This window comes from Acinetobacter psychrotolerans (assembly GCF_048552595.1).
In the GTDB taxonomy this organism is placed as follows: domain Bacteria; phylum Pseudomonadota; class Gammaproteobacteria; order Pseudomonadales; family Moraxellaceae; genus Acinetobacter.
Window position 1 is genome coordinate 127,349 of record NZ_JBIMDK010000005.1, and the last position, 26,231, is coordinate 153,579.

At 37.8% G+C, this 26,231-nt stretch carries 24 protein-coding genes, 1 tRNA gene and 2 pseudogenes; 10 read left to right on the plus strand and 17 right to left on the minus strand.

The genetic code is table 11. The annotated features are described in order from the left end of the window. Positions 1-88 precede the first annotated feature (88 nt). On the plus strand, positions 89-1,333 hold the full coding sequence (locus tag ACG94X_RS06415) for an NADH:flavin oxidoreductase/NADH oxidase family protein (RefSeq protein ID WP_419382914.1): 1,245 nt from the start codon (positions 89-91) through the stop codon (positions 1,331-1,333). A 40-nt stretch (positions 1,334-1,373) separates the two neighbouring features. Here the strand turns inward: ACG94X_RS06415 and ACG94X_RS06420 are convergent, their stop codons facing one another. From ACG94X_RS06420 to map, 5 genes are all read right to left on the minus strand, one after another. Then, positions 1,374-2,087 carry a glutathione S-transferase family protein gene (locus ACG94X_RS06420; RefSeq protein ID WP_419382915.1) on the minus strand — a complete coding sequence of 238 codons (714 nt, stop codon included), beginning with the start codon at positions 2,085-2,087 and terminating at the stop codon, positions 1,374-1,376. 296 nt (positions 2,088-2,383) lie between these two features. Further along, complete coding sequence (locus ACG94X_RS06425; protein WP_419382916.1) at positions 2,384-2,527, minus strand: hypothetical protein; 144 nt, start codon at positions 2,525-2,527, stop codon at positions 2,384-2,386. Then, positions 2,520-3,746, minus strand: coding sequence for an MFS transporter (locus ACG94X_RS06430; protein ID WP_419382917.1), 1,227 nt, complete (start codon positions 3,744-3,746; stop codon positions 2,520-2,522). Before ACG94X_RS06430 ends, ACG94X_RS06425 begins: the two co-directional genes overlap by 8 nt. 129 nt (positions 3,747-3,875) lie before the next feature. Then, positions 3,876-4,925, minus strand: a complete 1,050-nt coding sequence (locus ACG94X_RS06435) for an OmpW/AlkL family protein (protein WP_419382918.1) — start codon at positions 4,923-4,925, stop codon at positions 3,876-3,878. 325 nt (positions 4,926-5,250) lie between these two features. Beyond that, positions 5,251-6,078, minus strand: a complete 828-nt coding sequence (gene map, locus ACG94X_RS06440) for a type I methionyl aminopeptidase (protein WP_419382919.1) — start codon at positions 6,076-6,078, stop codon at positions 5,251-5,253. Between the two features lie 222 nt (positions 6,079-6,300). Here map and rpsB point away from each other — a divergent pair, with 222 nt between their 5' ends. The 6 genes from rpsB (at position 6,301) to ACG94X_RS06470 (ending at position 10,921) form a co-directional block, all read left to right on the plus strand. After that, positions 6,301-7,053, plus strand: a complete 753-nt coding sequence (gene rpsB, locus ACG94X_RS06445; RefSeq protein WP_419382920.1) for a 30S ribosomal protein S2 — start codon at positions 6,301-6,303, stop codon at positions 7,051-7,053. 139 nt (positions 7,054-7,192) lie between these two features. Beyond that, positions 7,193-8,071, plus strand: a complete 879-nt coding sequence (tsf, locus tag ACG94X_RS06450) for a translation elongation factor Ts (RefSeq protein WP_419382921.1) — start codon at positions 7,193-7,195, stop codon at positions 8,069-8,071. Between the two features lie 169 nt (positions 8,072-8,240). Continuing rightward, positions 8,241-8,831, plus strand: coding sequence for a DUF3465 domain-containing protein (locus ACG94X_RS06455; protein WP_419382922.1), 591 nt, complete (start codon positions 8,241-8,243; stop codon positions 8,829-8,831). Positions 8,832-8,935: 104 nt separating this feature from the next. Further along, positions 8,936-9,757, plus strand: a complete 822-nt coding sequence (locus ACG94X_RS06460; protein WP_419382923.1) for an AraC family transcriptional regulator — start codon at positions 8,936-8,938, stop codon at positions 9,755-9,757. 106 nt (positions 9,758-9,863) lie between these two features. Next, the gene (locus ACG94X_RS06465) at positions 9,864-10,610 is read left to right on the plus strand and encodes an AzlC family ABC transporter permease (protein WP_419382924.1); all 747 of its coding nucleotides are present in this window, start codon (positions 9,864-9,866) and stop codon (positions 10,608-10,610) included. After that, positions 10,607-10,921: a branched-chain amino acid transport AzlD family protein gene (locus ACG94X_RS06470; RefSeq protein ID WP_419382925.1), complete on the plus strand. Its 315-nt coding sequence runs from the start codon at positions 10,607-10,609 to the stop codon at positions 10,919-10,921. Before ACG94X_RS06465 ends, ACG94X_RS06470 begins: the two co-directional genes overlap by 4 nt. Positions 10,922-10,971: 50 nt before the next feature. Here ACG94X_RS06470 and ACG94X_RS06475 read toward each other — a convergent pair whose 3' ends face one another. The 12 genes from ACG94X_RS06475 to ACG94X_RS06530 all read right to left on the minus strand — a co-directional run bounded on the left by ACG94X_RS06475 (position 10,972) and on the right by ACG94X_RS06530 (position 23,582). Then, positions 10,972-11,418, minus strand: coding sequence for an Mpo1 family 2-hydroxy fatty acid dioxygenase (locus ACG94X_RS06475; RefSeq protein ID WP_419382926.1), 447 nt, complete (start codon positions 11,416-11,418; stop codon positions 10,972-10,974). 126 nt (positions 11,419-11,544) lie between these two features. Then, positions 11,545-12,315, minus strand: coding sequence for a DUF4850 domain-containing protein (locus tag ACG94X_RS06480; protein WP_419382927.1), 771 nt, complete (start codon positions 12,313-12,315; stop codon positions 11,545-11,547). A 19-nt stretch (positions 12,316-12,334) separates the two neighbouring features. Then, positions 12,335-14,113: an amidohydrolase gene (locus ACG94X_RS06485; protein ID WP_419382928.1), complete on the minus strand. Its 1,779-nt coding sequence runs from the start codon at positions 14,111-14,113 to the stop codon at positions 12,335-12,337. 176 nt (positions 14,114-14,289) lie between these two features. Next, positions 14,290-15,453, minus strand: a complete 1,164-nt coding sequence (locus ACG94X_RS06490; protein ID WP_419382929.1) for an MFS transporter — start codon at positions 15,451-15,453, stop codon at positions 14,290-14,292. 227 nt (positions 15,454-15,680) lie between these two features. Continuing rightward, positions 15,681-16,292: a septal ring lytic transglycosylase RlpA family protein gene (locus ACG94X_RS06495; protein WP_419382930.1), complete on the minus strand. Its 612-nt coding sequence runs from the start codon at positions 16,290-16,292 to the stop codon at positions 15,681-15,683. 285 nt (positions 16,293-16,577) lie between these two features. Beyond that, entirely contained in the window at positions 16,578-17,579 is a 1,002-nt protein-coding gene (gene mltB, locus ACG94X_RS06500; protein ID WP_419382931.1) for a lytic murein transglycosylase B, read from the minus strand. Positions 17,580-17,610: 31 nt separating this feature from the next. Continuing rightward, positions 17,611-18,753 carry a rod shape-determining protein RodA gene (gene rodA, locus ACG94X_RS06505; protein WP_419382932.1) on the minus strand — a complete coding sequence of 381 codons (1,143 nt, stop codon included), beginning with the start codon at positions 18,751-18,753 and terminating at the stop codon, positions 17,611-17,613. Between the two features lie 439 nt (positions 18,754-19,192). Continuing rightward, positions 19,193-20,041 carry a metal-dependent hydrolase gene (locus ACG94X_RS06510; protein WP_419382933.1) on the minus strand — a complete coding sequence of 283 codons (849 nt, stop codon included), beginning with the start codon at positions 20,039-20,041 and terminating at the stop codon, positions 19,193-19,195. Between the two features lie 342 nt (positions 20,042-20,383). Beyond that, on the minus strand, positions 20,384-21,034 hold the full coding sequence (locus ACG94X_RS06515) for a hypothetical protein (protein WP_419382934.1): 651 nt from the start codon (positions 21,032-21,034) through the stop codon (positions 20,384-20,386). Between the two features lie 18 nt (positions 21,035-21,052). Then, the gene (queF, locus tag ACG94X_RS06520) at positions 21,053-21,877 is read right to left on the minus strand and encodes an NADPH-dependent 7-cyano-7-deazaguanine reductase QueF (protein ID WP_419382935.1); all 825 of its coding nucleotides are present in this window, start codon (positions 21,875-21,877) and stop codon (positions 21,053-21,055) included. Next, on the minus strand, positions 21,877-22,650 hold the full coding sequence (locus tag ACG94X_RS06525; RefSeq protein WP_419382936.1) for an ABC transporter permease: 774 nt from the start codon (positions 22,648-22,650) through the stop codon (positions 21,877-21,879). Before ACG94X_RS06525 ends, queF begins: the two co-directional genes overlap by 1 nt. Beyond that, positions 22,647-23,582: an ABC transporter ATP-binding protein gene (locus ACG94X_RS06530; protein WP_419382937.1), complete on the minus strand. Its 936-nt coding sequence runs from the start codon at positions 23,580-23,582 to the stop codon at positions 22,647-22,649. The genes ACG94X_RS06525 and ACG94X_RS06530 overlap by 4 nt, the downstream gene beginning before the upstream one ends. Positions 23,583-23,770: 188 nt before the next feature. Between ACG94X_RS06530 and ACG94X_RS06535 the strand changes: the two genes are divergently transcribed. The 3 genes and pseudogenes from ACG94X_RS06535 (at position 23,771) to ACG94X_RS06545 (ending at position 26,218) form a co-directional block, all read left to right on the plus strand. Then, positions 23,771-23,846: transfer RNA gene (locus ACG94X_RS06535), tRNA-Arg, on the plus strand. Positions 23,847-23,979: 133 nt separating this feature from the next. Next, a pseudogene (locus tag ACG94X_RS06540) lies at positions 23,980-25,145 on the plus strand (IS3 family transposase). 158 nt (positions 25,146-25,303) lie between these two features. Beyond that, positions 25,304-26,218: pseudogene (locus tag ACG94X_RS06545) on the plus strand (phage tail tube protein). Positions 26,219-26,231: the final 13 nt, after the last annotated feature.

Below are 26,231 nucleotides of genomic sequence, written 5' to 3' on the forward strand. Positions count from 1 at the left end.
AACTTGACAAATTAAATTGTCAGATTTACGCTTGACCTGTGATAAAATTTATTTAGAGTAAATACTCTAGCTTATAAGAGACTTGACCATGAGCCATCTTGCACAATCGATTCAAATTAAAAATACAACATTTAAAAACCGCATTATCAAAGGCGCAATGAGCGAAGCTTTGGCAAATCATGCAGGTCAACCTAATCATGTACTTTTAGGCTTATACGAAGCTTGGGCAAAGGGTGGTCTAGGTTGTGCAATCACTGGTAATGTGATGGTTAATATCGCTGCCAAGAATGAACCTGGCGTGGTGGCGATTGAAACAGAGCGTGATTTAGACACATTAAAAGAATGGGCAAATGTCGGTAAAAAATACGGCATGGTGCAATTGGTTCAATTGTCACATCCAGGTCGTCAATGCCCGAAAGGTCTGAATAAAGAAACTGTTTCTGCTTCTGCTGTTCCATTTAGTCCATTGTTGGCAACAACTTTTGGTACGCCACGTGCACTACAAGAAGATGAAATCTTAGATATTATCCAACGTTTTGCAGAATCTGCACGTATTTGTGAAAAGGCAGGTTTTGAAGGTGTACAGTTGCATGGTGCACATGGGTATTTGATTAGTCAATTTTTATCGCCATTGACCAACAAACGTCAAGATCAATGGGGCGGTTCGATTGAAAATCGTATGCGTTTCCTTTTGGAAAGTTATAAAGCCGTTCGTGCAAAAACTTCTGAAAACTTTATTGTGTCCGTCAAACTTAATTCGGCAGATTTCCAACGCGGTGGTATTAGCGAAGAAGAAGTTGTCCAAGTTTTTAAAGCCATTGATGCCGCAGGTATTGACCTGATTGAAGTTTCAGGTGGTACTTATGAAGCACCAGCAATGGCAGGGGCTAAAGCCGATAAACGTAAAGAAAGCAGCATTGCACGTGAAGCATATTTCTTAGATTTTGCAGAGAAAATTCGTAAAGAAGTGAAGTGTCATTTAATGGTAACGGGTGGTTTCCGTACTGCTCAAGGTATGAATGCAGCTTTAGATAGTGGTGCATGTGAGTTTATTGGCATTGCACGTCCTTTAGCGGTAGAAACCGATGTGACCAATAGTTTGATTGCTGGTCGTGATGTGCGCTATGCCGTTGAGCAGATTAAAACGGGTATTCCATTTGTTGATAAAATGGCGATTATGGAAATCTTATGGTATGCGGCACAATTTAGAGCGATTGGTGAAGGCAAAAAGCCAAATCCTAAACTTTCACCTTTGAAAGTATTCTTTAATTATGCAAAAAATAATGTAAAAGCAGTGATTCAAGGGCGTGTTAATTCCCGTAAATCGGCTTGATGAACTATATAAATCAGCGTTTTAATTGATTATGTTGGTTTTAGTTTGCACCAGACCAATACTCTTGAAATGTTTGAGCAGACCATTGTCCTTTGATTAATGCAGTTTTAAAGGCTGGTCTGCTTTCTATTTGTGAAATATAACGTTGAATTTCAGGATGTTGTTGATATTTCCGATCGAGTTCAATGCAAGCTTTTAATGGGAACCATAATAAAATATCTGCAATTGTGAAATGTTCTCCTGTAATCCACAAATAGTTTTGTAATTGTGAATCGATCATTTGTAATTGCTGTTCTAGGCTTTGGTTTAAAAAAACATGATCAAAACCGCGCTTAATCGAGCGAGTCAAAATGCGTATTGGAAATGGTGTATGAAGGACTATTTTCGTAAAAATTTGCTTAAGTGCTAGATTCGGCATGAAACTTGAATCTGCAAAATTTTTCCAAAAGTAATAATCAATTATTTCATGATGACTTAATTTTTGAATACCCAGCAATTGAGTGAGATGGCTGCAATATTCTGCTATGGCTGAGCTTTCTGTTAATACAATTGGTATTGTATTGATATCATCATGTAAAACAAGCGTTGGAAATTTAGCAGCGGGATTAAACTGTTTTAATTCATCATCTTCATTCTCTAGAATATGTTGCTGATAAATTTTTAAATCATAAGACAAATTTAACTCTTCTAATAACCATAGAGTTCGTTGTGAACGTGATTGTTTTAGGTGGTATAAAGTTAAATTCATCATCATTAATTTAAAGTATTCAGTTGTACTTTAGAAATAGCAGAACAGCATTCAATTGTAAATTATCAGCGTATCAATGTTTTACGACGATTGATACTTCAGGTGAATTTGCGATGATGAGTTTGGGAAAGTTATCTGCTATTCGCCATTTTTAGGTCGTTGAATTGAGAAATTTAAGTTATTAGATTTAGATGATATTTCAAGGTGAAGTCTGAATAAGAAATACAAAACTGTTTGTTTGCAGTGTTGAAGATAATGCAGAGATTAGCACTTCGATACTGTATTTTTGTATCACAGTATTTTTAGTGCGCACAAAATGCCATATTAAAATATTCAAATAAATCAGGGGTATTAACCCAAAGGAGTACTGCAAGGCTGAAAATAATAATCAGCCCCATATAAATACCTATTTTTAACCATGAGAATGCAGACCATTCGTTAGTCATCTACAATGGCCTCCTCATTGACAAAGAAATGCACAATAACGCCAAAGACACTGAGCACAATGGATAATGCCCAAATGATGTTGTAGTTTCCAGTTATATCATGGTTTAAACCGCCAAGCCATCCACCAAAAAAAGAACCAATTTGATGAGTGAAGAAGACGATTCCACTGAGCATGGTCAGATATTTGACTCCAAACATATTTGCGACAATACCGTTGGTGAGTGGAACAGTGGATAACCACAATATTCCCATAACTATACCAAAAGCATATACCGTCCAAACACTCAAAGGCAGCATTAGAAATGCAACGATTGCGACGCCACGTAAGCCATATAAGCCCATCAATAAATGTGGTTTTGAATATTTATCGCCCAGCCAGCCCGCAGTGTAAGTTCCTACAATATTGAATAATCCGACCAGTGCGAGAAAAATCGTTCCTGTAGAAACATCAAAACCATGATCGGTTAAATAGCCAGGCAAGTGAATACCGAGGAAGACCACTTGGAATCCACAGACTAAAAAGCCAAAAGCTAACCATAGAAAAGGTTTATGGTTAAATGCAATTTTTAATATTTGTTTAAAACTTAAGTTGGGTTGAGCCGCTTGTTTTACTGCATTTGGCGCAACATACATTGGTGCTTTTAGCATCCAAGCCAATGGCACAATTAAAGCCACTAAAATGGCTGTAATGACCAATGCCGAAGACCAACCAAAGTTTTTAATGAGTAATAGTGTGGTTGGCAGCATGATGAATTGCCCAAATGAACCTGCGGCACTGGCAATACCCATTGCCATACTGCGTTTACTTGGATGTGCTGCTCGTCCTACAGCTGAGAGTAATACAGAGAATGATGTTGCTGAAAGGGCTAAACCAATAATTAAACTCACGCTAAAATCGAGTAATAAAATATTGGAACTGACTGACATGAGCAGTAAACCGATGACGTAAAGTACACCACCGATCGCAACGATTTTTTTGCTTCCATATTTGTCTGCTAGAGCGCCTGTAAAGGGTTGCACTGCACCCCATAACAAGTTTTGCATCGCAATTGCTAGACTAAAAACTTGATGACTCCAACCGAATTCATGGCTGATTGGAACAAGATAAAGCCCAAAACCATGGCGTACACCTAAAGACAACGCCAGGATAAAAGCACTGCCAATGAGCATATAAATAAGCGGTTTAGAAAAACGGGTGTCGTCTTGTAACACTGACATAAGCAATCCATTGAATCATCATATGAGAATTGTAGATGATTCAATGGGACTTAGCGATAGAATAAAAATTTATCAATCGATAAATTTTAGTGATCAGTCAGCACATTTTAATGAAAATAAATTTAGCTTTTAGAAACGATAACCAACACCGACATAAGTAATCAGAGGATCAATATCAATTTTGGTTTTGGCTGTGACAAGTTGCTTGTTGGTATTTGAGTCTGAAATGGTAATGGTGGCATCACTACTCATTGGTGCATAAGTGACAGAGCCTACTCCAAACCAGCGATCATTAAAATCATACGTTGCACCCAGTGTTGCCATAGGTGCCCAAGCATCATCTGCTTCTACTTTAACTACAGGATTTGCAGATGATTTTTTGCCATCTAGTGCTGCTCCAGCCTGTCCATCTAATACGTTCTGGATCATGTGACCTGCTGCAATCAGATCGTCTTTTACGCCATTATCGACTTTTAGGTGAGTAAAATGTGCATACATGACACCTACACCAACATAAGGCCGAAGTTTATTTACACCAGATTTACCAAATTGATAATGTAGTTCTGCCGCTGGCAACCATGCAGTTGCAGATGCTGCTTTTGAATGTTTTGTTAAATCAGTAATCGCAATATCTTTTTTTAAGTCAATACTACCAAGTGGCGTAGAGTCTTTACCTGTCAATGGTGCATAGATTTGGCCTTTGCCTTCAATCTCAACTTTAGGTGGAATGCCTGCTTTAAACTCTAATGAAAGATTATCAGTGAAGTAGTAGTTTCCCATCAGACCAAAAGTATCAACATCTTTTGCTGTTAGACCAGTGCCTTCAGAGGTCCAACTGGATAGACCATTGACTGTGGCTGTGCCCGTTAAAGCGCCAGGAATTGTGTCACCCAAAAGGCCGATTGCGCCATAAAGTAAAGGATTGGATTCTTTAACTGCTGCATCTAAAACTGCCTTTTTAGAAATATCTCCTACTTTAGATTGTGTTCCTTCAGCAACGGCAGTGTTAACATTAATCGGATTAGCATTACCCTGTGGCATTGCATGTAGCCAACCTGCAGAAACAGAAAAACGTTTAAAGCCATCACCATCTTTAAAGCTAAAATAGGGTGAGTCAGCATACGTGATCATCGGAAAAGTCGTGCATGCGCTCACGACATAAAGTAAGGCTTTATTCATAAAATGGACTCCATGTCCGAAATTGATACTCATTTTTATGGTGTGTATTATTAGAAGCTTTTGCTCAAAATTAATGTTGTGATTACAACGCTTTTTTATTGAGGAATGTTGTTATTTTCAAGTTTTACTTATGATTGGTTTAAAAATATAGATATCTATGTAATGAAGTTACGATTAAATTACATTGTAAAAAGATAGCAAATTTATTCTAAAATTAAATAAAATCATTTATTTACTTGTTATTCTAGGTTTTTGATAATAAAAAAGGTCATATCGTTATGACCTTTTAAATCAAAGCAAAGCATCATTTGGGTCAATGACAAACTTATTTTTGGAAGCGAGATAAGTCTTCTTCAGGGCGAGCTGTCAGCACCTCTACACCATTTTTAGTCACAAGCAGTGTATGTTCGTATTGTGCAGATAAACTATGGTCTTTAGTTACCACAGTCCATTTATCGCCCATTAAACGCGTTTGCCATACACCTGCGTTCACCATAGGTTCAATGGTAAAAGTCATGCCTTCTTCAAGGACCATCCCTGTATTTGACTGACCATAATGAAGCACTTGCGGTTCGTCATGGAATACAGTTCCAATACCGTGACCACAATATTCACGAACAACACTAAAACGCTCAGACTCGACATATTTTTGAATCGCTGCACCAATATCACCAATGGTTGAACCTGGTTTTACGGTTTCCATGCCACGATACATCGCTTCTTGAGCAACTTTGCACAAGCGATCTCCCAGAATGGATGTTTCACCACCCACGATATACATCATGTTGGTATCGCCGTGATAATCATCTTTAATCACAGTCACATCGATATTGAGAATGTCACCTTTTTTTAGAATTTTACTTGCAGATGGAATGCCGTGACACACCACATGGTTCACCGAAGTACAAATAACATGTTGGAATGCAGCGCGACCAGGGGCAGCACCATAACCTAAACATGCAGGAATCGCTTCTTGCTTATTGACAATATAGTCATGACAAATCGTATCCAATTCAAGTGTGCTTACACCTGGTTTGATATGCGGTTTGATCATATCCAAAACTTCTGCAGCCAATCGACCTGCAACGCGCATTTTTTCAATTTCGTCTGCGGTTTTGATTAATCGACGCGGTGCTTCATAAGTACTGTTCATGATCTTTAAAAACTTTTGGAAATTTGTATATGACTATGGTATAAATAGCGGCCCAATTTATCAAATGCTTTCTGCGACTTTCTTCATGAATTGTTGTTGGAAATATTGATAAGCTGGGAAATTACAAAATCCGCACATATGTCGTCACATTACTCTGGGTGCCTGAAAGGGTGGAGAATGCGGACATATGGAGGCCTAACCCAAACTTTTAAGGTAAAGAAAATGGCAGATTACAACGTAAGCATGCGCGACCTTCTTCAAGCTGGCGCGCACTTTGGTCACCAAACACGTTTCTGGAACCCAAAAATGCGTCAATACATTTTTGGTGCGCGTAACCGCATTCACATCATCAACCTTGAACATACTGTTCCTGCGTTAAATGATGCTTTGAATTTTGTTAACAATCTAGCAAGCAAAAAGAACAAAGTATTGTTCGTTGGTACAAAACGTGCTGCTTCTAACATCATTCGTGAACAAGCTCAACGTGCGGGTCAACCGTATGTAGATCACCGTTGGTTAGGTGGTATGTTGACGAACTGGAAAACTCTTCGTCAATCTATCAACCGTTTGAAAGATCTTCAAACTCAATCTCAAGACGGTACTTTCCTTAAGCTTACTAAACGTGAAGCTTTAGAGCGTACTCGTGAGATGGATAAACTTGAACGTTCTTTAGGTGGTGTTAAGAACATGGGCGGTTTACCTGACGCATTGTTCATCATTGACGTTGATCACGAAGCAATTGCTATTAAAGAAGCTAAAAACCTTGGTATTCCAGTAATCGGTATCGTTGATACAAACTCTAACCCAGATAACGTAGATTTCGTTATTCCTGGTAATGACGATGCGATCCGTGCTGTAACTCTTTATGCTTCTGCTATGGCTGATGCGATTCTTGCTGGTAAAGAATACGCTCAAACTCAAGCAAATGCTCAAGCTAAAGGCGAAGAAGCTGCGAAAGAAGCTCCTCAGGCTTAATGCGTTTTGACGCAAGCTTGTCATTTTTGTGATTTAAAATGATGACAAATTGAGCGTTGATAAAGCAAAACGGCCCAGAGAAACCTTTGGGCCGTTTTTGTTGAACAGATTCATATTCTACCGTTTTTAGGAGAACAACATGACTACAGTTACTGCTAGCATGGTAAAAGAATTACGTGACCGTACTGGTCTAGCAATGATGGAATGCAAAAAAGCGTTAACAGAATCAAATGGTGATGTTGAGCTAGCAATTGATAACCTTCGTAAATCAGGTCAAGCAAAAGCCGCTAAAAAAGCGGGTAATATTGCTGCTGATGGCGCAATCACAATTGCACAAGAAGGTAACAAAGCTCTTCTTTTAGAAGTTAACTGTCAAACTGACTTCGTTGCTAAAGATGAAAACTTTGCTAATTTCTCTGCAAAAGTTGCTGCTGCTGCACTTGCTGTAAATGAAACTGATGCTGCTAAAATTGCTGAACTTAAACTTGAAGATGGTTCTACTGTTGAAGAAGCGCGTATTGCACTTGTTCAAAAAATCGGTGAAAACATCCAAGTTCGTCGTGCTGCAATTGTTGAAGGTGAAAACCTTGCAGTTTATAAACACGGTTTAAAAATTGGTGTTGTTGTTTCTTACACTGGTTCTGCTGAAACTGGTAAAGGTATTGCAATGCACGTTGCTGCATTCAATCCTGTTGCTGTTACAGCTGAAGATGTTTCTGCTGATCTTATCGCTAAAGAGAAAGAAATTGCAGAAGCAAAAGCGATTGAATCTGGTAAGCCAGCGAACATCGTTGAAAAAATGGTTACTGGTTCAGTTGAAAAATACTTGAACGAAGTTGTTCTTGAGCGTCAAATGTACGTTATTGACAACGATAAGAAAGTAGCTGAAATCTTGAAAGCAACTGCAACTACAGTTGTTCAATTCGTTCGCTTCGAAGTAGGTGAAGGTATTGAGAAGAAAGCTGAAATGAGCTTTGCTGATGAAGTTGCTGCTGCTCAAGCTGCTGCTGCACAATAATTTTACTGTTTCAGTAAAGTTTAAAAACTCCTCATTTTTGAGGGGTTTTTTTATGGGCACTCATTTAGCTAAAGTAAAAATTAAACAAAATAAGAAGAATTATTTAATCTAAATTTAGATTATTATTCTTTTATAATTTCACAATTAATATTGGTTAGAATCAAACTTTATGGCAAATAAAACTCAATTGGGTATTGGTGCTGCAATTGCAGTATTAGTGGCAGCTTATTTTGGCAGTGATTTAAATCAAGCTAGAAATGAATCGACTCAACAAGAAAAAACGCAATATTCAACACAACAGAATAATCATACTGAATCAAAATATTCAGAAAATCAAAATTATTCAAATAATCAGCCTAATACACAACTCGACCAACCATCACATCATTCACAGATAGAATCTGGAAAAAGTAGCCAAAATAGGCATGGGCTTGAGGTTATTCGTAAAGCATTTGACTCAAAATTGAGTAATGTTCAAGTTCAGTCTGTTGGTCAGGTTAAAGCGCTATTACGTGATGATAATGAAGGTTCACGTCATCAAAAATTTATTCTTGCTTTGGATAATGGACTCACGGTATTGGTCGCTCATAATATCGATCTTTCGCCACGAATCGATAATTTAAAAAAAGGTGATACCGTTGAATTTTTTGGTGAATATGAATATAGCAATCAAGGTGGAGTTATTCATTGGACGCATCACGATCCGCAAAAAAGACATGAAGATGGTTGGCTAAAACATAATGGTAAAACCTACAGTTAATTTTAAATATTTTTAAAAATTAAGCACTCGTATAGCAATTTTGTTCTATACGTTTTTTTTTATCATGTTATTTTAAAATACTATCATAAGTCTGAATCGAAGAAATGCAGGAGTGGGCAAGTTATTTTCACCTGAAAGAGTTGGGTGGATTAGAGTTGTTAAAAGCACAATATCACCAAAAACAATTTTCAAAGCATGTGCATGAAGGTTATTGCATTGGTGTGATTGAAGATGGCGCACAAAGTTTTTTCCGAACAGGACAGCTACATACAGCACCGAAGGGCGACATTATTTTAGTTAATGCAGATGAAATTCACACAGGTTCATCTGCGGTGGAATCTGGTTGGAAATATCGCGCGATTTATCCAACGCCTGAAATGCTTTTAGATGCAGGGCAAGATTTTTTTACGGTTAAAAATAGTGTGCCGTGGTTTCCACATGCTGTCGTGCATGATGTAGGTTTGGCGCAGCAGCTATTGTTACTCTTTGATTTATTAGAACAAAAAGAAAATGCTCTATTGAAGGAGAGCATGTATTTATCGACTTTGGCGCGCTTAATTAGTCGTTATGGACGAGCTAAATTAACACCTGCGGAATTACCAGAAGCGCAGCATAAAGTTGAAATAGTCAAAGATTTATTAAGCAGCTTTCCAGAACATGACTATTCATTGACAGATTTGGCGACACATGTTGGACTGAGCCCTTGGCATTTTTTACGTGAATTTAAAAAATATACGGGTTTACCACCACATAGTTGGTTGGTACAAATTCGCTTACGTAAAGCTCAGCAATTGTTAAAGCAGGGGAATAATATTGCTATGACTGCACAAAATTGTGGCTTTTCAGATCAAAGTCATTTTAATCGCCATTTCAAAAAAGCGATGGGTGTAACGCCTTCACAATACTTAAGTACTTTAAATTTATAGTTTAAATATCAAAATTTACAATCAATTATCCAAATAGCAATTTTATTCAAGCTATCATCCTTTATTTTTAAGATACTCATTTTATTCTCAGTTTTAGGTTTTGAAAATGAGTGGTCGTTTTGATTCATATTCTTCAGAAACAACTGCAAATTCAACATTCAATAAAAAAGCATTCTTCCAAGGCGTTATGGACATTTTACCGCTATCCATTGCAGTTTTACCTTGGGGAATTCTTGCAGGTTCAATGGCAGTCAATGCTGGTTTAAGTTTTGCTCAAGCGTTTGCCATGTCTGCGATCTTTTTTGCAGGTGCAGCACAATTGGTTAGTCTCGGCTTAGTGATGTCGAATGCTTCAATATTCACGATTGTGATTACAGTTTTCTTTCTGACTAGTCAGCATATAATTTATGCACTCAACTTCCGTAAAGAGGTGAGCCAATTTCCATTAAAACAGCGATTATTGATTGGTTTTTTACTAACAGATGAATTATTTGCCGTTGGCATTGCGAAGAGTAAACAGCGAACATTTGCCTATTTATTGGGTGCGGGCGTATGTTTTTATTTAGCTTGGTGTCTGTTTAGTCTAATCGGGATTTTATTGGCGCAAGCCATTCCAAATTTAGAAAGTTTACATTTAGATTTTTCAATTGTTGCAGTTTTTATTTTGATTATTGTACCCATGATTAAAAACTCTTCGACGCTGATTGGTGTGATGGCGACGCTTATTTCAGCCTGCACTTTTAAATATTTTCAACTTGAAGGTGGGATTGTATTGTCTGGAGTACTTGGAATGTTTTGTGCAATATGTGTTGCGAATGTAATTGGGGTAAAGGAAGGTAGGGCAAAAAAATGACTTGGGCTTTATTACTCACTTTGGCTGCTATCGTATTTATAAACCGTTATTTTTTCTTAGAGCCAAAAGTTGCTTTGAAGCTTCCCATCGTGGTTGAAAATATGTTGCAGTATTCAGCACCATGTTTACTCACAGCAATTTGTGCTCCTATTGTATTTTTTAATGGCGGTCAATGGAGAAGTTTGCCTTTAGATGCATATTTTTTAACAGCCATTATTTGTGTTGTTTTAGCCATTATTTCAAGGAAAATTCTACTGAATCTAGGGCTGAGTTTATTGTGCTTTTATGCTCTATTTTATTTCTTAAACTGAAAAAGTAGGGGGTAAATCTCTTTTTGAAATTTAACCCACGTTTATTTACGCTAAAAAGCCAATTTCTGGCGAGTTTTCCATTTTGGTAGTGCTTTACTTAGGTATGCATCCATGCACCATACAGGGCCAATGAGGAGGAATTGGAGGTCTTTAAAAAATGATGGTTTTTTACCTTCCACTTTATGACCGTAAAATTGTCCAATCCAAGCCAAAACGAATATGCCAATATAGAAGCCAACACCGACTGGAAGTAGATAAATCAACCAAGCCATGACAGCAATTAAAGCGGTCATTGCAACGGCAAGAACAATATCTAAGCGAGTGTAGAAAACCAAAGTTAGCACGATCAGCAGTGCTGTGAGCAATGCACTAAAATGAGCAAGTATACCAATAATGGCAAATAAAATCGCTGGGACACATGCCCAGTGAATTGCTTTATTGGTTTGGTTTTGATGACTTTCACTATATTCATCAAACCATTCGGTAATGGTTTTCATTTGGCTCTCCATGCGTTGCGGTTGGCTATATTATAATTTTTGCTGAAAACAATATAAATCAGAATTGGATTTGGGTCAAAATCTAAGCTTTAAATAATGCTAAAAGCAGATAGGTGTCTTATATTTTTAATGTGTCGCTTGATAGAAATTTAAAATATCACGTGCCCAGGTTTGGTGTTCTGGTTTAAGTGTGACTTTGATTTCCTGAAAATTGGTGACATCATTGCCATCACTTTCATCTGCATAATAGGCGATCCCATGTGTTTTGTTGGGGGAGTTGGGAATTTGATAACTAAAATAAACTTTATTCTTATTGGCTTTGACAATGTTTAACAGGTGATTTTTATCTTCAATGGCACCAAATTCATTGTCTAAACTGAGTTTTCTTACCTTGGGGAAATATAAACTTGCGTTATGCATCGCACAGCCCACACAAGCGGAAGAATTATAAATGGTGATTGCTTCATCTTTGTTTGGACTAGCAAGTACTGTAGAAGCGATTCCTGATGGTCCCATATCTATATGAATAATTTGCCATGTCTTTGGCATGAGTGCTGCCCCGATACCTGGTAATAGGATGATTTTGAAATTTTTTGCTTCGGTCGCAGATAATTTATAATTGAACTGACATTTGACTTGTTGAAGATTGTCATTATTACAAGCTGAATAGTCTTTATAAAACCCTGTGTCATCAAAAGGACTGGGAATTGCTGCAATATAGGCATCAATGGAAACTTGATTGCTGAGTATCGCAGCAGGCAGCTTTTCAATTTGATGCTGCTGACTGGGAGCTTTGTTATTCTTCATATCGGGAAAAGTGGGTTTGAAAATGGAGATATCTCCATAAGCAAAACCACTTAGGCTCAATAGTATGATTAAAAATTTCAAATAGAGCATGTCCTATCCCTACTAGTCCTTATTGAGGACTTTGATAAATCAACCGACCTTCTTTGTAAGTTGCTAAAATTTTAATATCTTTAATCTTTTGTGACGGTACTTTTAAAGGGTCATGATCTAAAACGACAAAATCTGCCAATTTGCCTTTTTCTAAAGTGCCTTTATCTTTATCTTCAAAGTATTGATATGCAGCCCAGTCTGTCACTGATTTTAATGCAATATAAGGACTGACTTTTTGATCCTCACCTAATACATCTCCAGAACGGGTGGTACGATTGACGGTTGCATCAATCACCATCATATTTTTAGGTGGAATGACAGGTGCATCATGATGTTCAGTAAAAATCATATTACGTTTTAAAGCAGAAGCAGTAGGAGAAATTCGATTAGCACGTTCAGGACCTAAAGTTTCATGTTTATGCCAATCGCCCCAATAATAAGTGTGCAATGAAAAGAAAGATGGAATTAAGCCCAAATCTTTAGCACGATCGAGTTGATCTTCACGTATGGTCTGTGCATGGATAATGACATTACGACGGTCTAATAGACCAAATTTTTGATTGGCAACGGCAATGGTTTCTAAGTATTGGTCTATCGCTGCATCGCCATTGGCATGCGCCAGAATTTGCCAATGCTTTTCATAAGCAAGATTAATGGCATTTTGAACCATTTTTTGGTCAGGATAAGCAGGGTAACCACGATAATCTTTGGTTTGTCCTTCAGGTGGAATTAAATAGGGTTTTGTTAACCAAGCAGTTTTTCCTTGTGGAGAACCATCTAAGCTTATTTTCACACCACCAATTCGAAAATGGTTTTGATATTGCAAGCTTGAACCATATTTAAGCATGTACGCTTGTTCATTCATCAAGTCAGGATAAACTACGACATCAATATCTAACTGCCCAATATTAGCGAAGCTGCGCCACAATTCCGATGTACCTGCATCTGCACGACCTTCTTGGACAGTGGTATAGCCATTTTTAATATATGTTTTTAAAGCTGTTTTTGCCATATTCTGCATAATTTCAGGCGGGACTTTGCTAAATGCTGTTGCCATTGCTGAGAAAACGGCAGCTTCTTCTAGAACACCATCTGGCTCTTGTGAATTCTTTTTGCGACGAATAATACCACCAGTTGGATTCGGCGTATTTTTATTTATCTTTAAAAGCTCTAATGCTTTGTGATTCACAGAAGCTAGATGCCCAGATTGATGTAAAACAATAATTGGCTGTGTTGTTGAAACTTGATCTAGATCGGTAGCAGTTGGATGACGTTTTTCTTTTAGTTGGGCGTCATCATAACCATTACCAATAATCCAACCTTGTGTGGCTTGAATGAAAGCCTGATTTTGCTGTTGCCATTTGGATAAAGCATGAATTAACGATGGAATATCAGAAACATCACCATCTGGTTCAGGATATAAATTAGCGACCGTTTGTTGTAAACCTACGCTATTTAAATGACTGTGTGCATCGATAAAACCAGGGAGTAAGATGCGCTTTTGCAAATCTATGAGTTGTGTATTTTTATTCTTAAATTTTTGTGCTTGTTTTAAATCTCCCGCAAATTGAATACGACCATTTTCAACGACCAATGCTTCTACATATTGAGGAGTCATACCTTGCATGGTGATAATTGAACCACCATGAATAAGCATATTAGATTGAGTTGTTTCAGTAGGCGCATTTGTTTGCTGTGGTTTGGATAATGTGGCACAGCTTGTTAATGCGGTTAAATTGGCAATAAGGAATACGGGTAAGATAAATTGAGATAGCTTGGTTGGTGAGGCTGGAAACATTTTTATCTCCCAAAAATTGGAATTAAAGCCACAGAAATTATTATGAAATATAGGTATGCAATATTTAAGCTAACAGAGTTGCTTATTTTTGTATAGGAACAAGATTTAGATTAATTTATGAGAACTCAAAAAATCAGCATTAAGCGTGACGATAATCACGCTACTATTGGAAATGATTACACAAATTTTCTTCGAAAATATAAAATACATAATAGGGATAAAGCCAAAGTGATGAATGAAGGGCCATAACCTATTGGCGTTGCAAGTAAGCCGACCACAACTGCACCCGCAACAGCACCACCATAGTTAAAAATATTCACACGAGCAATAATTTCGTCACGTCTATTTTCATCCAATTTACCCGCTGCGGAGAATGTGAGTGGGACTAAAGCACCGACAGCAACACCTGCAAGTGCAAATCCAGTAATAACCACAGTTAAAGAATGTCCTATCCCTGCAAGCGCACAACCTACTGCACCAATCAATATCGTGATAACAGCTAACCAAGACGTTGTTTTAAATTTTAGAATATAATCTAAACTTAAACGAGTCATCAAAATACCAACTTGATAAGCGGCGTAACCCAACGGAGCGACAGTTGCAGAACTTGCCAGAACATCTTTGAGATAAATTGAACTCCATGTGCTGATTGCAGAATCTACCGTAAAAGCGATGAAAATAATGAATCCAAATGTCCAAAGTTGTTTTTTTGGAATTGGTTGCTTTGTTTGAGGGTTTAATGCGGCAGTCTCTTTGCTATGAAATAACCATAATCGAGAGACCTGTGAAGCCATTAGCGCCATGCACACCGCAATACACAAAGCAGCAGTCGCCCCCAGTTGCGTAGAAACGGTTGCAGACATGATTAGCGCACCGATAAATGCGGCAGCGGTATAGCAGGCAAAGAAGCCGGCTAAGGCACTTTTCCCTAATTTTTGTTCTACCATCACGGCTTGCATATTTAATGCGGCATCTAAACAGCCTAAGCCAAGTCCATAAATAAGAAAACTGATCACCATCACATAGGTTTGGTTACCCAAGGTAGCACATAACATGCCAATAGCTTCAAAAATAAAACCGATGATGATGGCAATTCGTGAGCCAAGTTTGACTGCAATCCGATCTGCCATGATTGATCCAAGTGCAGCAGCAATACAAACACCAAGGATAATGATCGATAGTTGATCATCAGACAGCTTAAAACGATTTTTGATTGTAGGGAGTGCAGTCATGACTGTCGCATAGCCAATCCCTTGTGTTGCAAAACCTATTGCAATGGCTTTTTTTGCTTTTGAAATAGCATGGTGATTTTCTTGTAGCAAGTCGAAGCGTTCTTCCATGATTTACTCATATTTTTATTTTGTTTATTCAATGTCAACAGACCCGAGTGCGCTCATACATCCTGTACGAGGCACTTTATTCGATTGTATACCGAAATATCTAAATGAGAAGAGGGCGTTATGATTTATTCACGTTATTCAAATTTATCATTAACGGATTATATTCAAATCCTTCAGGCATTAAAAAAGCCACTTCAAGTGGCTTTTGTTAAATGCAAGCAGTGAACTTACGAGTTTGGACCATCAACGCGTTCAATGCTAACACGTCCCGTTCCTGAATTTGTAATACCTAAGCGTTTAGCAGCACCATAAGAAAGGTCTAGTACACGATTACCATGGAATGGGCCACGATCGTTTACTTTTACAACCACACTTTTACCATTATCTTTATTCGTTACACGAATAAAGCAGTTTAATGGAAGGCTCCGGTGAGCAGCAGTTAATTCATTCATATCGAATGTATCGCCACTCGCTGTTTTACGACCGTGGAATTGGCGACCGTACCAAGAAGCAACACCAGTTTGGCTAAATTTGCGAACTGTGTTTGAAGCCACTTGGTTAAGTTTATCAATTACTGAAGGCTCATCGTCAGGAACTTGAATTTTAGCCGCAATTGTTTGACGACGTACTTTGTCGCCAGAACTTTCAGTAATTGACAAACTATTTAAGTTTGAAAAGTGAGAATTAAAATTTGTTGAATCTTTGCTAATCACACGAGAAGCGAGACTCGAACTATCTGAATCATTGTTTAAGTAAGATGACTGAACCATTTCTGAGTTCGCTTGCGTCATACTTAAACCCATGGTCAGGGCAATCATATATTTTAGTGAAGCATGCATCGTTTAACTCCTTGGAACCTCAAATTTAACTTTCTAAGTCGCTGAAAGTTAACCATAGAGGTCTGTAAATTCACTTGTGCAACTGCATTTAACGAAAAGGATGATATTCAAGCATGATGAAATGTGTCTAGTAATATTTATAAAACAGTTACAAAAAGGACAAATACTTACAGTAATTGATTAAAAAATAATCAATATTGTAACTAAATATTTAAAATGTAGAAAATGTGACCAATTTTATGAAATATTTTCTTGACTTTGGTCACATTTGGTAAATCTAATGAATTAGCGGCTCACAATTTCAGTGCCTAAAAGCCATAAAGCTGTCGCATACATACGGCTTTTATTATAGGTGGTAATCACTTGGAAATTAGGGTAAGTGATGTAGTAAATAGGACCGTAATCGTCTTGTAATTGAATGATATTCACCAAATCTAGGTCATCGATTTTTACAATAGGATTAAGCGGTGTAATGCCTAAATTTTTAACAGAGCCATAAGGTACAGGTTGAGTTAAATCTTTGGCGATAACCGCTTCAGGATTATTGCCTGTATAGCGTGCTAAAAATGCAATCGGGCGATTTCGCTGCCAACCATGTTGAGCTAAATAATTGGCAATAGAACCGATGGCATCTACAGCTGAATTGCGTAGATCGACATGACCATTTCCATCATAGTCCACACCAAATTTAGGAATATTACTTGGCATAAATTGTGGGTAGCCGACAGCCCCTGCATAGGAACCGACCACTGAATTTGTCGGAACACCATCTTTATATGACCATGCGATGAGCGCAGCTAGTTCATCTTGAAAGTATTGTGCACGGCGTGGGTAACCAAAACCGAGTGTTGCTAGTGCATCACGGGTGATAAATGAGCCTTTATTTGCACCATAACCCGTTTCGACACCTAAAATACCTAAAATAATTTCTTGTGGTACGCCAAATTGCTGTTCAGCACGATTAAGTGTATCGGCATATTGGTTTTTAAAGCGCACACCGCGTTGGATTGTGCCTTCAGCTAAAAAATTGGTTTTATATTGATACCAAGGTTTACTTTCCCCAGGTCTGTCCATAATGTTGATAATATTGGGCAAATTTCGGGAACCATTCATTGCCCAATCAACTTGTTCAGCACTTAAACCATAGGTTTGCATGGTTTTTGCTTTAAAATTGTTATATTCAGGATGATTTGCAAAATCATTGGCTTGGCAAAAACTAGTAATAGAGAAAGCAGCCGCACAAAAAGTGATATTTCTAACTTTCTGTAAAAGCCCAAGACTAAACATAGGTTATATTTCCTAATTATTTATGATGAAATTAGCGATGCGTATGAATCGACATCACAATGCCAAATGTAGCCATTAAAGTAATAATTGCAGTGCCACCATAACTCATAAAAGGTAAGGGAACACCAACTACAGGTAAAATACCACTGACCATGCCTGCATTTACAAATACATAAACAAAAAATGACAAAGCAAATGTACCTGCAACCAAACGACCAAAATTATGGAAGCATTGTAAACTTATTTGGAATGTTCTAAAGATAATACAGAAATAGATGGTAATGAGCAGAATGATTCCAATTAATCCAAATTCTTCAGAAAAAGCAGCAATAATAAAGTCGGTGTGACCTTCGGGTAAGAAGTGTAAATGCGATTGTGTGCCTTCTAAGAAGCCTTTGCCTGAAAATCCACCAGAACCAATGGCTGTTTTAGACTGGATAATATTCCAACCTGTTCCTAGTGCATCTGCTTCAGGGTTAATTAAGGTCAGTACACGTTGCCGTTGATAGTCATGCAGTAAAAATGTCCACGCAACTGGAATAATCACGGCTGCTGCCCCTATAGCTGCCAAAATCATTGTCCAAGAAAGCCCACTCAAGAAAAGTACAAAAATACCGCTGGCTAAAATGAGTAATGACGTTCCTAAATCCGGCTGCTCGGCAATGAGAATAAAAGGGATACCAATTAACAGCAGTGAAAAAAAGATATTTTTAAAACTCGGGGGAAGCGGATTACGTGATAAAAACCAGGCGATCATTAAAGGCATGCCAATTTTCATAAATTCACTGGGTTGTACGCTGCCAAAACCGGGAATATCAATCCAACGCTGTGCACCCATACGCACTTCACCAAAAATTTTGACGGCAACTAAACAGACCAGTCCAAAGATATAAAAATTGGCGGCAAAAGCTTGATAAATTTTAGGTGGAATTTGTGCTAAGCCACACATCACTAAAAAACCAATGCCAAAACTCATGGCTTGTTTTGAAACCAGTCCCACATTTTGTGCAGAGGCACTATAAAGAACGGTTAATCCTAGTATGGCATTGAGGATTAAAAACAAACTGAGCCAGGGGTCAATATGCAGCTTTTGCCATCGGGATGGGAGCATCGCCGTGCTGATACCGTCACGAGGTGCATGACGTAGGAATTTATACTGAGAACTAGGTGCCATTGTTTATTTTTAGGGGGAGTAGAGATATACACGGCAGACTAGCACAACCGTAAGTTAAGGCAATCGTATCGGCTAGAGCTTACCTAAAGGCAACAATAGAAATATGTAGATAAAATTATTTTCAAACCATAAAAAGTAGACTATTTATACAAAAAATTGTGGAAGAAAAGCTATGATTTTTGATGATGATTATATATAGGTATTTTCTAAAAGTTTTCTTAAAATAAGAGAGGATCGGGAAATAATGTAAGGGTATGATTTTAAATAGTATAAGTTTATTAACTGCTTTAAAAAGCAGTCAAAATGTCTTTTCTTAAATGAACATTTTTTACTGATTTATATTTTCAATGATTTTATCTTTTTTGATAAAAAAATAAGGTCACAAAAAGTTAAAATTTGAAAAAACTTCTTTAAATGAACTGAGTGAATCATTGACCATTTAGCTAGGATTGAGCAATTGTCTGCCTCTTTCAAGTAGTTGCTGCTGATCAATCTGTGCAGGATGAAAATCGGCACGATAAAAAGCAAGATATTCTGGTAATAAACGTAGCATCATCTGTCCAAAGCCAAACAGTACTTTGGCATTCTTTAACAAAGCTTTTGGTTGGTAAAGGCTATTTTTACGATCCTGCCACAGTAAATTTGCAGTCATTAATGTCGTGCCAGAAATAAATCCAACGGTGATCGTACGCATACTGCGACGACGCTGCGCTACATTATTAAAAATACTCTGATAAACCTCAAAAGCAACGTGCTTATGTTCAATTTCTTCTACCGCATGCCAAAGCCACAATTGCATCATATTGGGTGTTAAGCCTTTAAACATGAATTCGGGATACTTCAGCATATAACCTGCCATGAGCGCAGTAAAATGCTCAAGTGCGACTGTAGCGGCAAGTTGGCGGCGTTGAGACAATGTTCTTAGACGCTTCATTTCCTTTACAAAAGCATCATCAAAGTTTTTTAGATGGTAATGTTCAGACTGAATGGCTTGATTAAACATTTCATGTGCTTGTGCATGATGTGCTTCCTGACCAATGAATCCTGCAATATCAGCCTGTAATTGTGGCTGCGAGATTTGATCTCGGACATTTCGTACAGTTTCGACAAAGAAGCGTTCGCCTTGGGGAAAGGTCAGTGACAGCGCAGTGAGAAAATGTGACATCAGCGTTGCATCTGTATATTGCCGTTGAACTTTTTTAGGGTTAAAACGGGTTTTACGAATCTGAATGGCAGATTGTATGCGTTGCTGATATTTTTTGCTGTTGCTTGATATTGTGTCCAACATAGCGAAAGCTCCTAATCAATAGATTTTGTACCACTTTTAGTCCTTATAGTTTTCTCTTTTCAGGAAAGTTAAGGGCTTATGTAAATGTCTAATATTGTTGTTTTAAAGCGCTGTGCTTCTATAACAGCAGAATAGATTTAACTTTGACATATTTATTTTAAAGGTCATTGGCATGAGTTTAAGTTTTTAGGTCATGATTTGTATATAAGGTGGGGCTGTAGCGTAGCGTTGTTTAAATAGTGATATATAGTCATCAATGACTTAATTTTTAGGTATAAAAAATGCCCTTATAAAAGAGCATGATTTACTTATGAATATCAATCCAAAATCTACATTGCTGTATTAAGGATAAAACAAGGTATTGTAATATTCAGCAACAGCTTTGATTTCTTCGTTATTTAGACTTGGAATCAATTTATCAATTGCAATATGCACCGCTTTTGTCACAGCTGATGCACCAATATCAGATGCTTTACGTTTAATCATACCCAAATCAAGCGTTTTATTAAAATCACGCATAAAATGGTTGATGGTCGCATCTGCAAATTGTTTGAAATAACCCGATAAAACCTTACGATCGACAATTTCACCAGCCACAATCGCATCAAAACTACCTTTTAAGTGGGCAATTAAGTCTGCATCAAGCGTTGTACCTACTCGTAATTGACCTTGTGGGTCTGTGAATAGGCTGTGTTCAGAAAAATCGACAGATTGACGGACAACGTCATTCTCAGCTTTACTCAATAGCTGTTTCAATAAAACAGCAACGGTTGATTTTACATAACCTGCTAGTTTTTCCGCAGTATCTCGTTTATCACTTGCAGGGAAGCGACGCACCAGTTCTACTAATAATGAGTTAATAATTTCATCATTAATGAGTAAAGCAGTTTGGTCACGTAAAGGGTACAGTGGTTCGTTGGAATTTTTTTTCTCAATTCCCGCCTGAATATTTTTTAATAACTCTTCAGAAGGAACAAAACCAAAAAAGGGCATGCTAAAAACCTCAATGTTTTATTGTCGCGCCAATCGAATCGGGCTTGGCATCCATGTTTCATCCGACACACGACAAGGGTTAATATCCAATCCCCCTCGACGCGTGTACGTTGCGTAAACCATCAGTTTTTCAGGTTTTAAATTTTGCCAAATATCGGCAAAAATTTGCTCCACACATTGTTCGTGGAAACCGTTATGCTGACGATAAGAGATAATATAAGCTAAAACACTGCGATAACAAGGTTTTTTACCGTGGTAACGAATAAAAACTGTTCCCCAATCGGGCTGACCTGTCACGGGGCAATTACTTCTTAATAAGTGAGAATATATTTGTATTTCATCACTTTTTTCAGAATCAGTATGCTCAGTATCAAATGCTAAAAGTGATGCATCAGGATGATTGACTAAGTGGTCAGGTTGTTGATCATCGATACAAATTCCTTGTGGCTTGGAAATATCTAGATTATCAACTTGGAATAAGCTCAAAGTTACAGCAGCTTGAGCCGCATTTGATAAGTCTTTTTCTACAACATCGATAAATGCTTGCGGAGAATCAAACTGGGTAAAGTTCATACTATTAAAGTAGAGTTTTAATGATTTTGATTCAAGTAAATTTGGAGATGTCGCAGGTATAGCGATTCGCCCAATTGCAACCTGAGGAATACCTTTCGCATTGAGCCAAGAAATTTCAAAAACATGCCACCAATCTTTTCCTTTATAGATGCCTTCTATGTCGGCATATTGTTCACGTGCTTGAGCACGTGAAATAGGGAAAAGAATTTCAGGTTGATATGTACTTGGGTAATCAGTTTCTTTACCTAATAAAGAGAGTTCAACAGACATTATTCACGCATTCCTGAACCACGAGAGAGTAGATAGTAGGCAATGACATACAGCAGACCACAGCAAAGTGTTACCACAACCAATGATAGTGAAACATTAACATCGCTATGACCTAAAATTCCAAAACGGAATGCATTGACCATATATACAATCGGGTTAATTAAAGAGAGATTTTGCCAAAATGGGCTTAAAGCACTAATTGAGTAAAATACACCACCTAAATAGGTTAATGGTGTTAAAACAAAAGTGGGGATGATTGAAATATCATCAAATGATTTTGCATAAACCGCATTAATAAATCCACCCAATGAAAATAATAATGAGGTAATAATTACGGTATATATAGTAACAAAAATATTATGAATAGCTAAATCTGTAAAAAATAGACTCATTGCCGTCACAATAATACCCACTAAGACACCGCGACATATCCCCCCAATCACATAACCCCATAGCACCATATGTAATGGAACAGGGCTCATAATGAGTTCTTCAATACTTTTCTGAAATTTAGCACTAAAGAAACTAGAAGACACGTTGGCATAACTATTGGTAATCACCGCCATCATGATAAGACCAGGCACGATGTATTGCATATAGCTAAAGCCGCCCATTTGACCAATACGTGACCCCACTAGGTTGCCAAAAATCACGAAATACAAACTCATTGTAATTGCAGGTGGTAGTAATGTTTGAGGCCAAATTCGCATAAAACGGCGGATTTCTTTAAGGACGAGCGTATAGAGCGCAACTTTGAGTTGGGTAAAATTCATTGCGCTTTTTCCTCAAGGTTTTTTTCAACCATTTTCACAAACAGTTCTTCGAGACGATTCGATTTATTACGCATACTACGTGCGCGAATTCCTTGAGCTTCTAAGAGTTGAAATAAATCATTTAAAGAATGTGCTCTATCCATGGTTACTTCTAAGGTGACGGGATCGATCAAATTAAATTTCACACCAATAATTTCGATGTGAATCGGTTCAATAGGCTGTTCTAAATCGAAAATAAAAGATTCTTCATTCAGTTGATTCAAGAATGCCTTCATTGAGGTATCTTCTTTAATCACACCACGGTCAATAATCGCAATTTGACGGCACAACATTTCGGCTTCTTCGAGGTAATGTGTCGTTAAAATGATCGATGTGCCATTTTCATTCATTTCAGTTAAAAAATCCCACATTGAACGACGTAATTCGATATCTACGCCTGCAGTAGGTTCATCTAAAATCAATAACTTAGGTTCATGCATCATGGCACGTGCGATCATCAAGCGACGTTTCATACCACCAGAAAGCATACGCCCTTGAGTATTTCGTTTTTCCCATAAGCCTAATTTTTCTAAATAGTGCTCTGCACGTTGTTCGGCTATTTTTTTGGGAATACCGTAATAGCCAGCTTGTGTAACCAGAATATCAAAGATTTTTTCGAATTGACCAAAGTTGAACTCTTGCGGAACGACACCCAAACATTGCTTGGCATGGGATGGATGCGAATCTAGATCATGGCCAAAAATTTCAACAGTGCCAGATGTTTTACGTGTCAAAGAGCTGATAATACTGATCGTAGTTGATTTTCCTGCACCATTTGGACCTAAAAGTGCATAAAACTCGCCTTCTGGAACGGTTAAATTAATTCCTTTGAGCGCTTGAAACCCATTTTGATAAGTTTTTGATAAATCTCTTAACACTAAAGCATCAGTCATGAAATTCTCACGTGGTTTGAAGAGTGTGTATTGTGAGCGATATAGATAAATAAACCAAGCGTAATACACGGAATTATCTGTTGCAAATACGGAACGTTGTTCAAAGACTAGGCATCAATTCAATCAGTTGTTTTATAAATGCTTTACCTCGGACTTTTTTTTGATATGATGTGCCGAGTTTCTTTTATGCGCCTATAGCTTAACTGGATAGAGTACAGGTTTCCGAAGCCTGTGGAGTGGGTTCGAGTCCCGCTGGGCGTACCATCTTGCTGTTCCTCCTTGTTTCAATTCGTCTCAAAACCCTTTATATTAAAAGCATCTAGACATTCTCTGATGTGTGCTGATAAAAACGGAAGCTTTCACTTGGTAAACTAAACGTACTCATCAGGAGTTTACCATGAGCAAAAAACCAAAGTTTTATACAGCGGAATTCAAAGCTGAAGCTATAAAACAGATTGAAGAAAATAAAGGCAATGTTTCGGAAACAGCAAGACAGCTTGGCATATTCATGCAAACGCTTTCCAATTGGTACAGCAAAGCTAAATCTGGAACATTAGTTGGAACACAACAATATTCCCCTGAACTTGCTGCTCTGCTCGAAGAAAATAAGAAGCTGAAACAGCAACTTAAAACTGCGGAATTGGAAAGAGAATTCTTAAAAAAAGCAACAGCGTACTTTGCCAAAGAAAGTCAGTGAGGTACGCCTGCATGAAACAGTATAAAGATACATACCCAATCACCATGATGGCGAAGCTGTTAAAAGTTTCAGTATCAAGATTTTATGAGTGGTTGAAAAGTGGCTTAAGCCAAAAACAAATTCGAAGAAATCAGCAGACCATCATGGTGAAAATAGCACATCAGGAGACCAATGAAAGCTATGGCTATATTCGCCTGAGTAAGCATTTACACGCTCAAGGTATTCAAATTAGCCAATATGCAGTACGTACAATAAAGAAGGTCAATAAACTCTTTTGCAAGCGCCATAAGCGCTTTAAAAGAACAACAAACAGTGATCACAACCGTCCCGTCTACAAAAACTTATTAGAGCAAAAATTTAACATGAGCACTCCAAACCACGCGTGGGTAAGTGACATTACCTACATTTAGACAAACGAAGGATGGCTATATCTGGCTGCTTCAAAAGATCTTTATACAAAGCAGGTTGTTGGCTATAGTCTAAATGAACGTATGACAGCACAGTTGGTCTGTGATGCTCTTAAAATGGCTATTCGGAATCAAAAACCGCCACAAGGCTTAATTGTTCACTCAGACAGAGGCAGTCAATATTGCAGTCATGTATATCGAAATATGATTGAAAAATATGATTTTCAAGGTTCAATGAGTAAGTGTGGAGACTGCTTTGATAATGCACCAATTGAAAGCTTCTGGGGCATATTAAAGAATGAACTTATACACCATCGTACTTATGAAACGAGGGAAAAAGCGAAAGCAGATATTACAAAATACATAGAGCTATTTTATAATCAGCAAAGAATCCAAAAGGGATTGGATTTTAAGACACCAAATCAAATGGCAGAGGACTTTTACAGGTTGGCTGTCTAGAATCCTCCCAAGCGAAAGCCTCCGTTTTTATCAACACATATCAGTTTTTTTTATGCCTTTTTTTGTTTTATCACTGGCTAGGCTGATCCCCAAAAAGCAAGTTTCATGTTCAGCTTGCCTGCTAGTGTTTCTTTTTGAGCATGATTCAGGAGAACACCATGAGTTCCGGTGCAAAACAAGGTTCAAGCTACGGTATTGAGGCAACACCTGGAGTCGTAGCCACAACATGGCAGACATTAGCATTCTCAAAAAATGGGATGGATGCTTCACCTAAAACCACAGAATCCCAAACGATTAAAGATACTCGTATAGCCGCAGGTGCATTGGTCACAAGTGCAGAGTTTCAAGGAGATATTGAGACTGAGTTTGCCTAAGGTATTCAAGATGACTTACTTGAAGGTATTGCATTCAATCAATGGGTGAATAATGTTTTAACCTTTGGTGGAACAACACGTAAAACGTTTTCAATTGTTCGTGGTTTTACCGATGTCGATAATTACCATGTATTTAAAGGTTGTCATATTAATCAGTGGAAGCTCACTATCCCTGAAGATGGCATCGTTACTTCTGTATTCTCTATTATGGGAATGGGTCGCATAGCTTATGAAGTCCATCCTACTGGTACGGTTACACCGACTGCTGATACGGTTCAATTTACTACCACTTCTGCGGGTGATGTATTAATTGATGGTGAGAAAAAGGCAGGGATGTGTGCCACTCAGATCGATCTGACGATTGATAATGCGATGCAGCTGCAGAAGTGCTTAGACTTTGAAAACAATATCGGTGCAATCCTCGAAACGGTAATGAAAGGCACAGGAACATTTACTTTAGCTTGGTCTAAAAATACTGCTGAGCTTTATGAAAAACAATTCCTGAATGAACCTATTGGGCTTGAATACACGTTGAAAGACAATGTAGGTAATAAATATAAACTGATATTGCCTAAACTCACTATCTCAGCACCATTACCAAGTGGGGCGATTAGCGACATTTTATCTACACAGTTTACTTTTGCCGTTGCTGATGTCGCACCTACTTTGACACGTATACCTACTGTTGTTGGACCTTAATCTTAATCGCCTT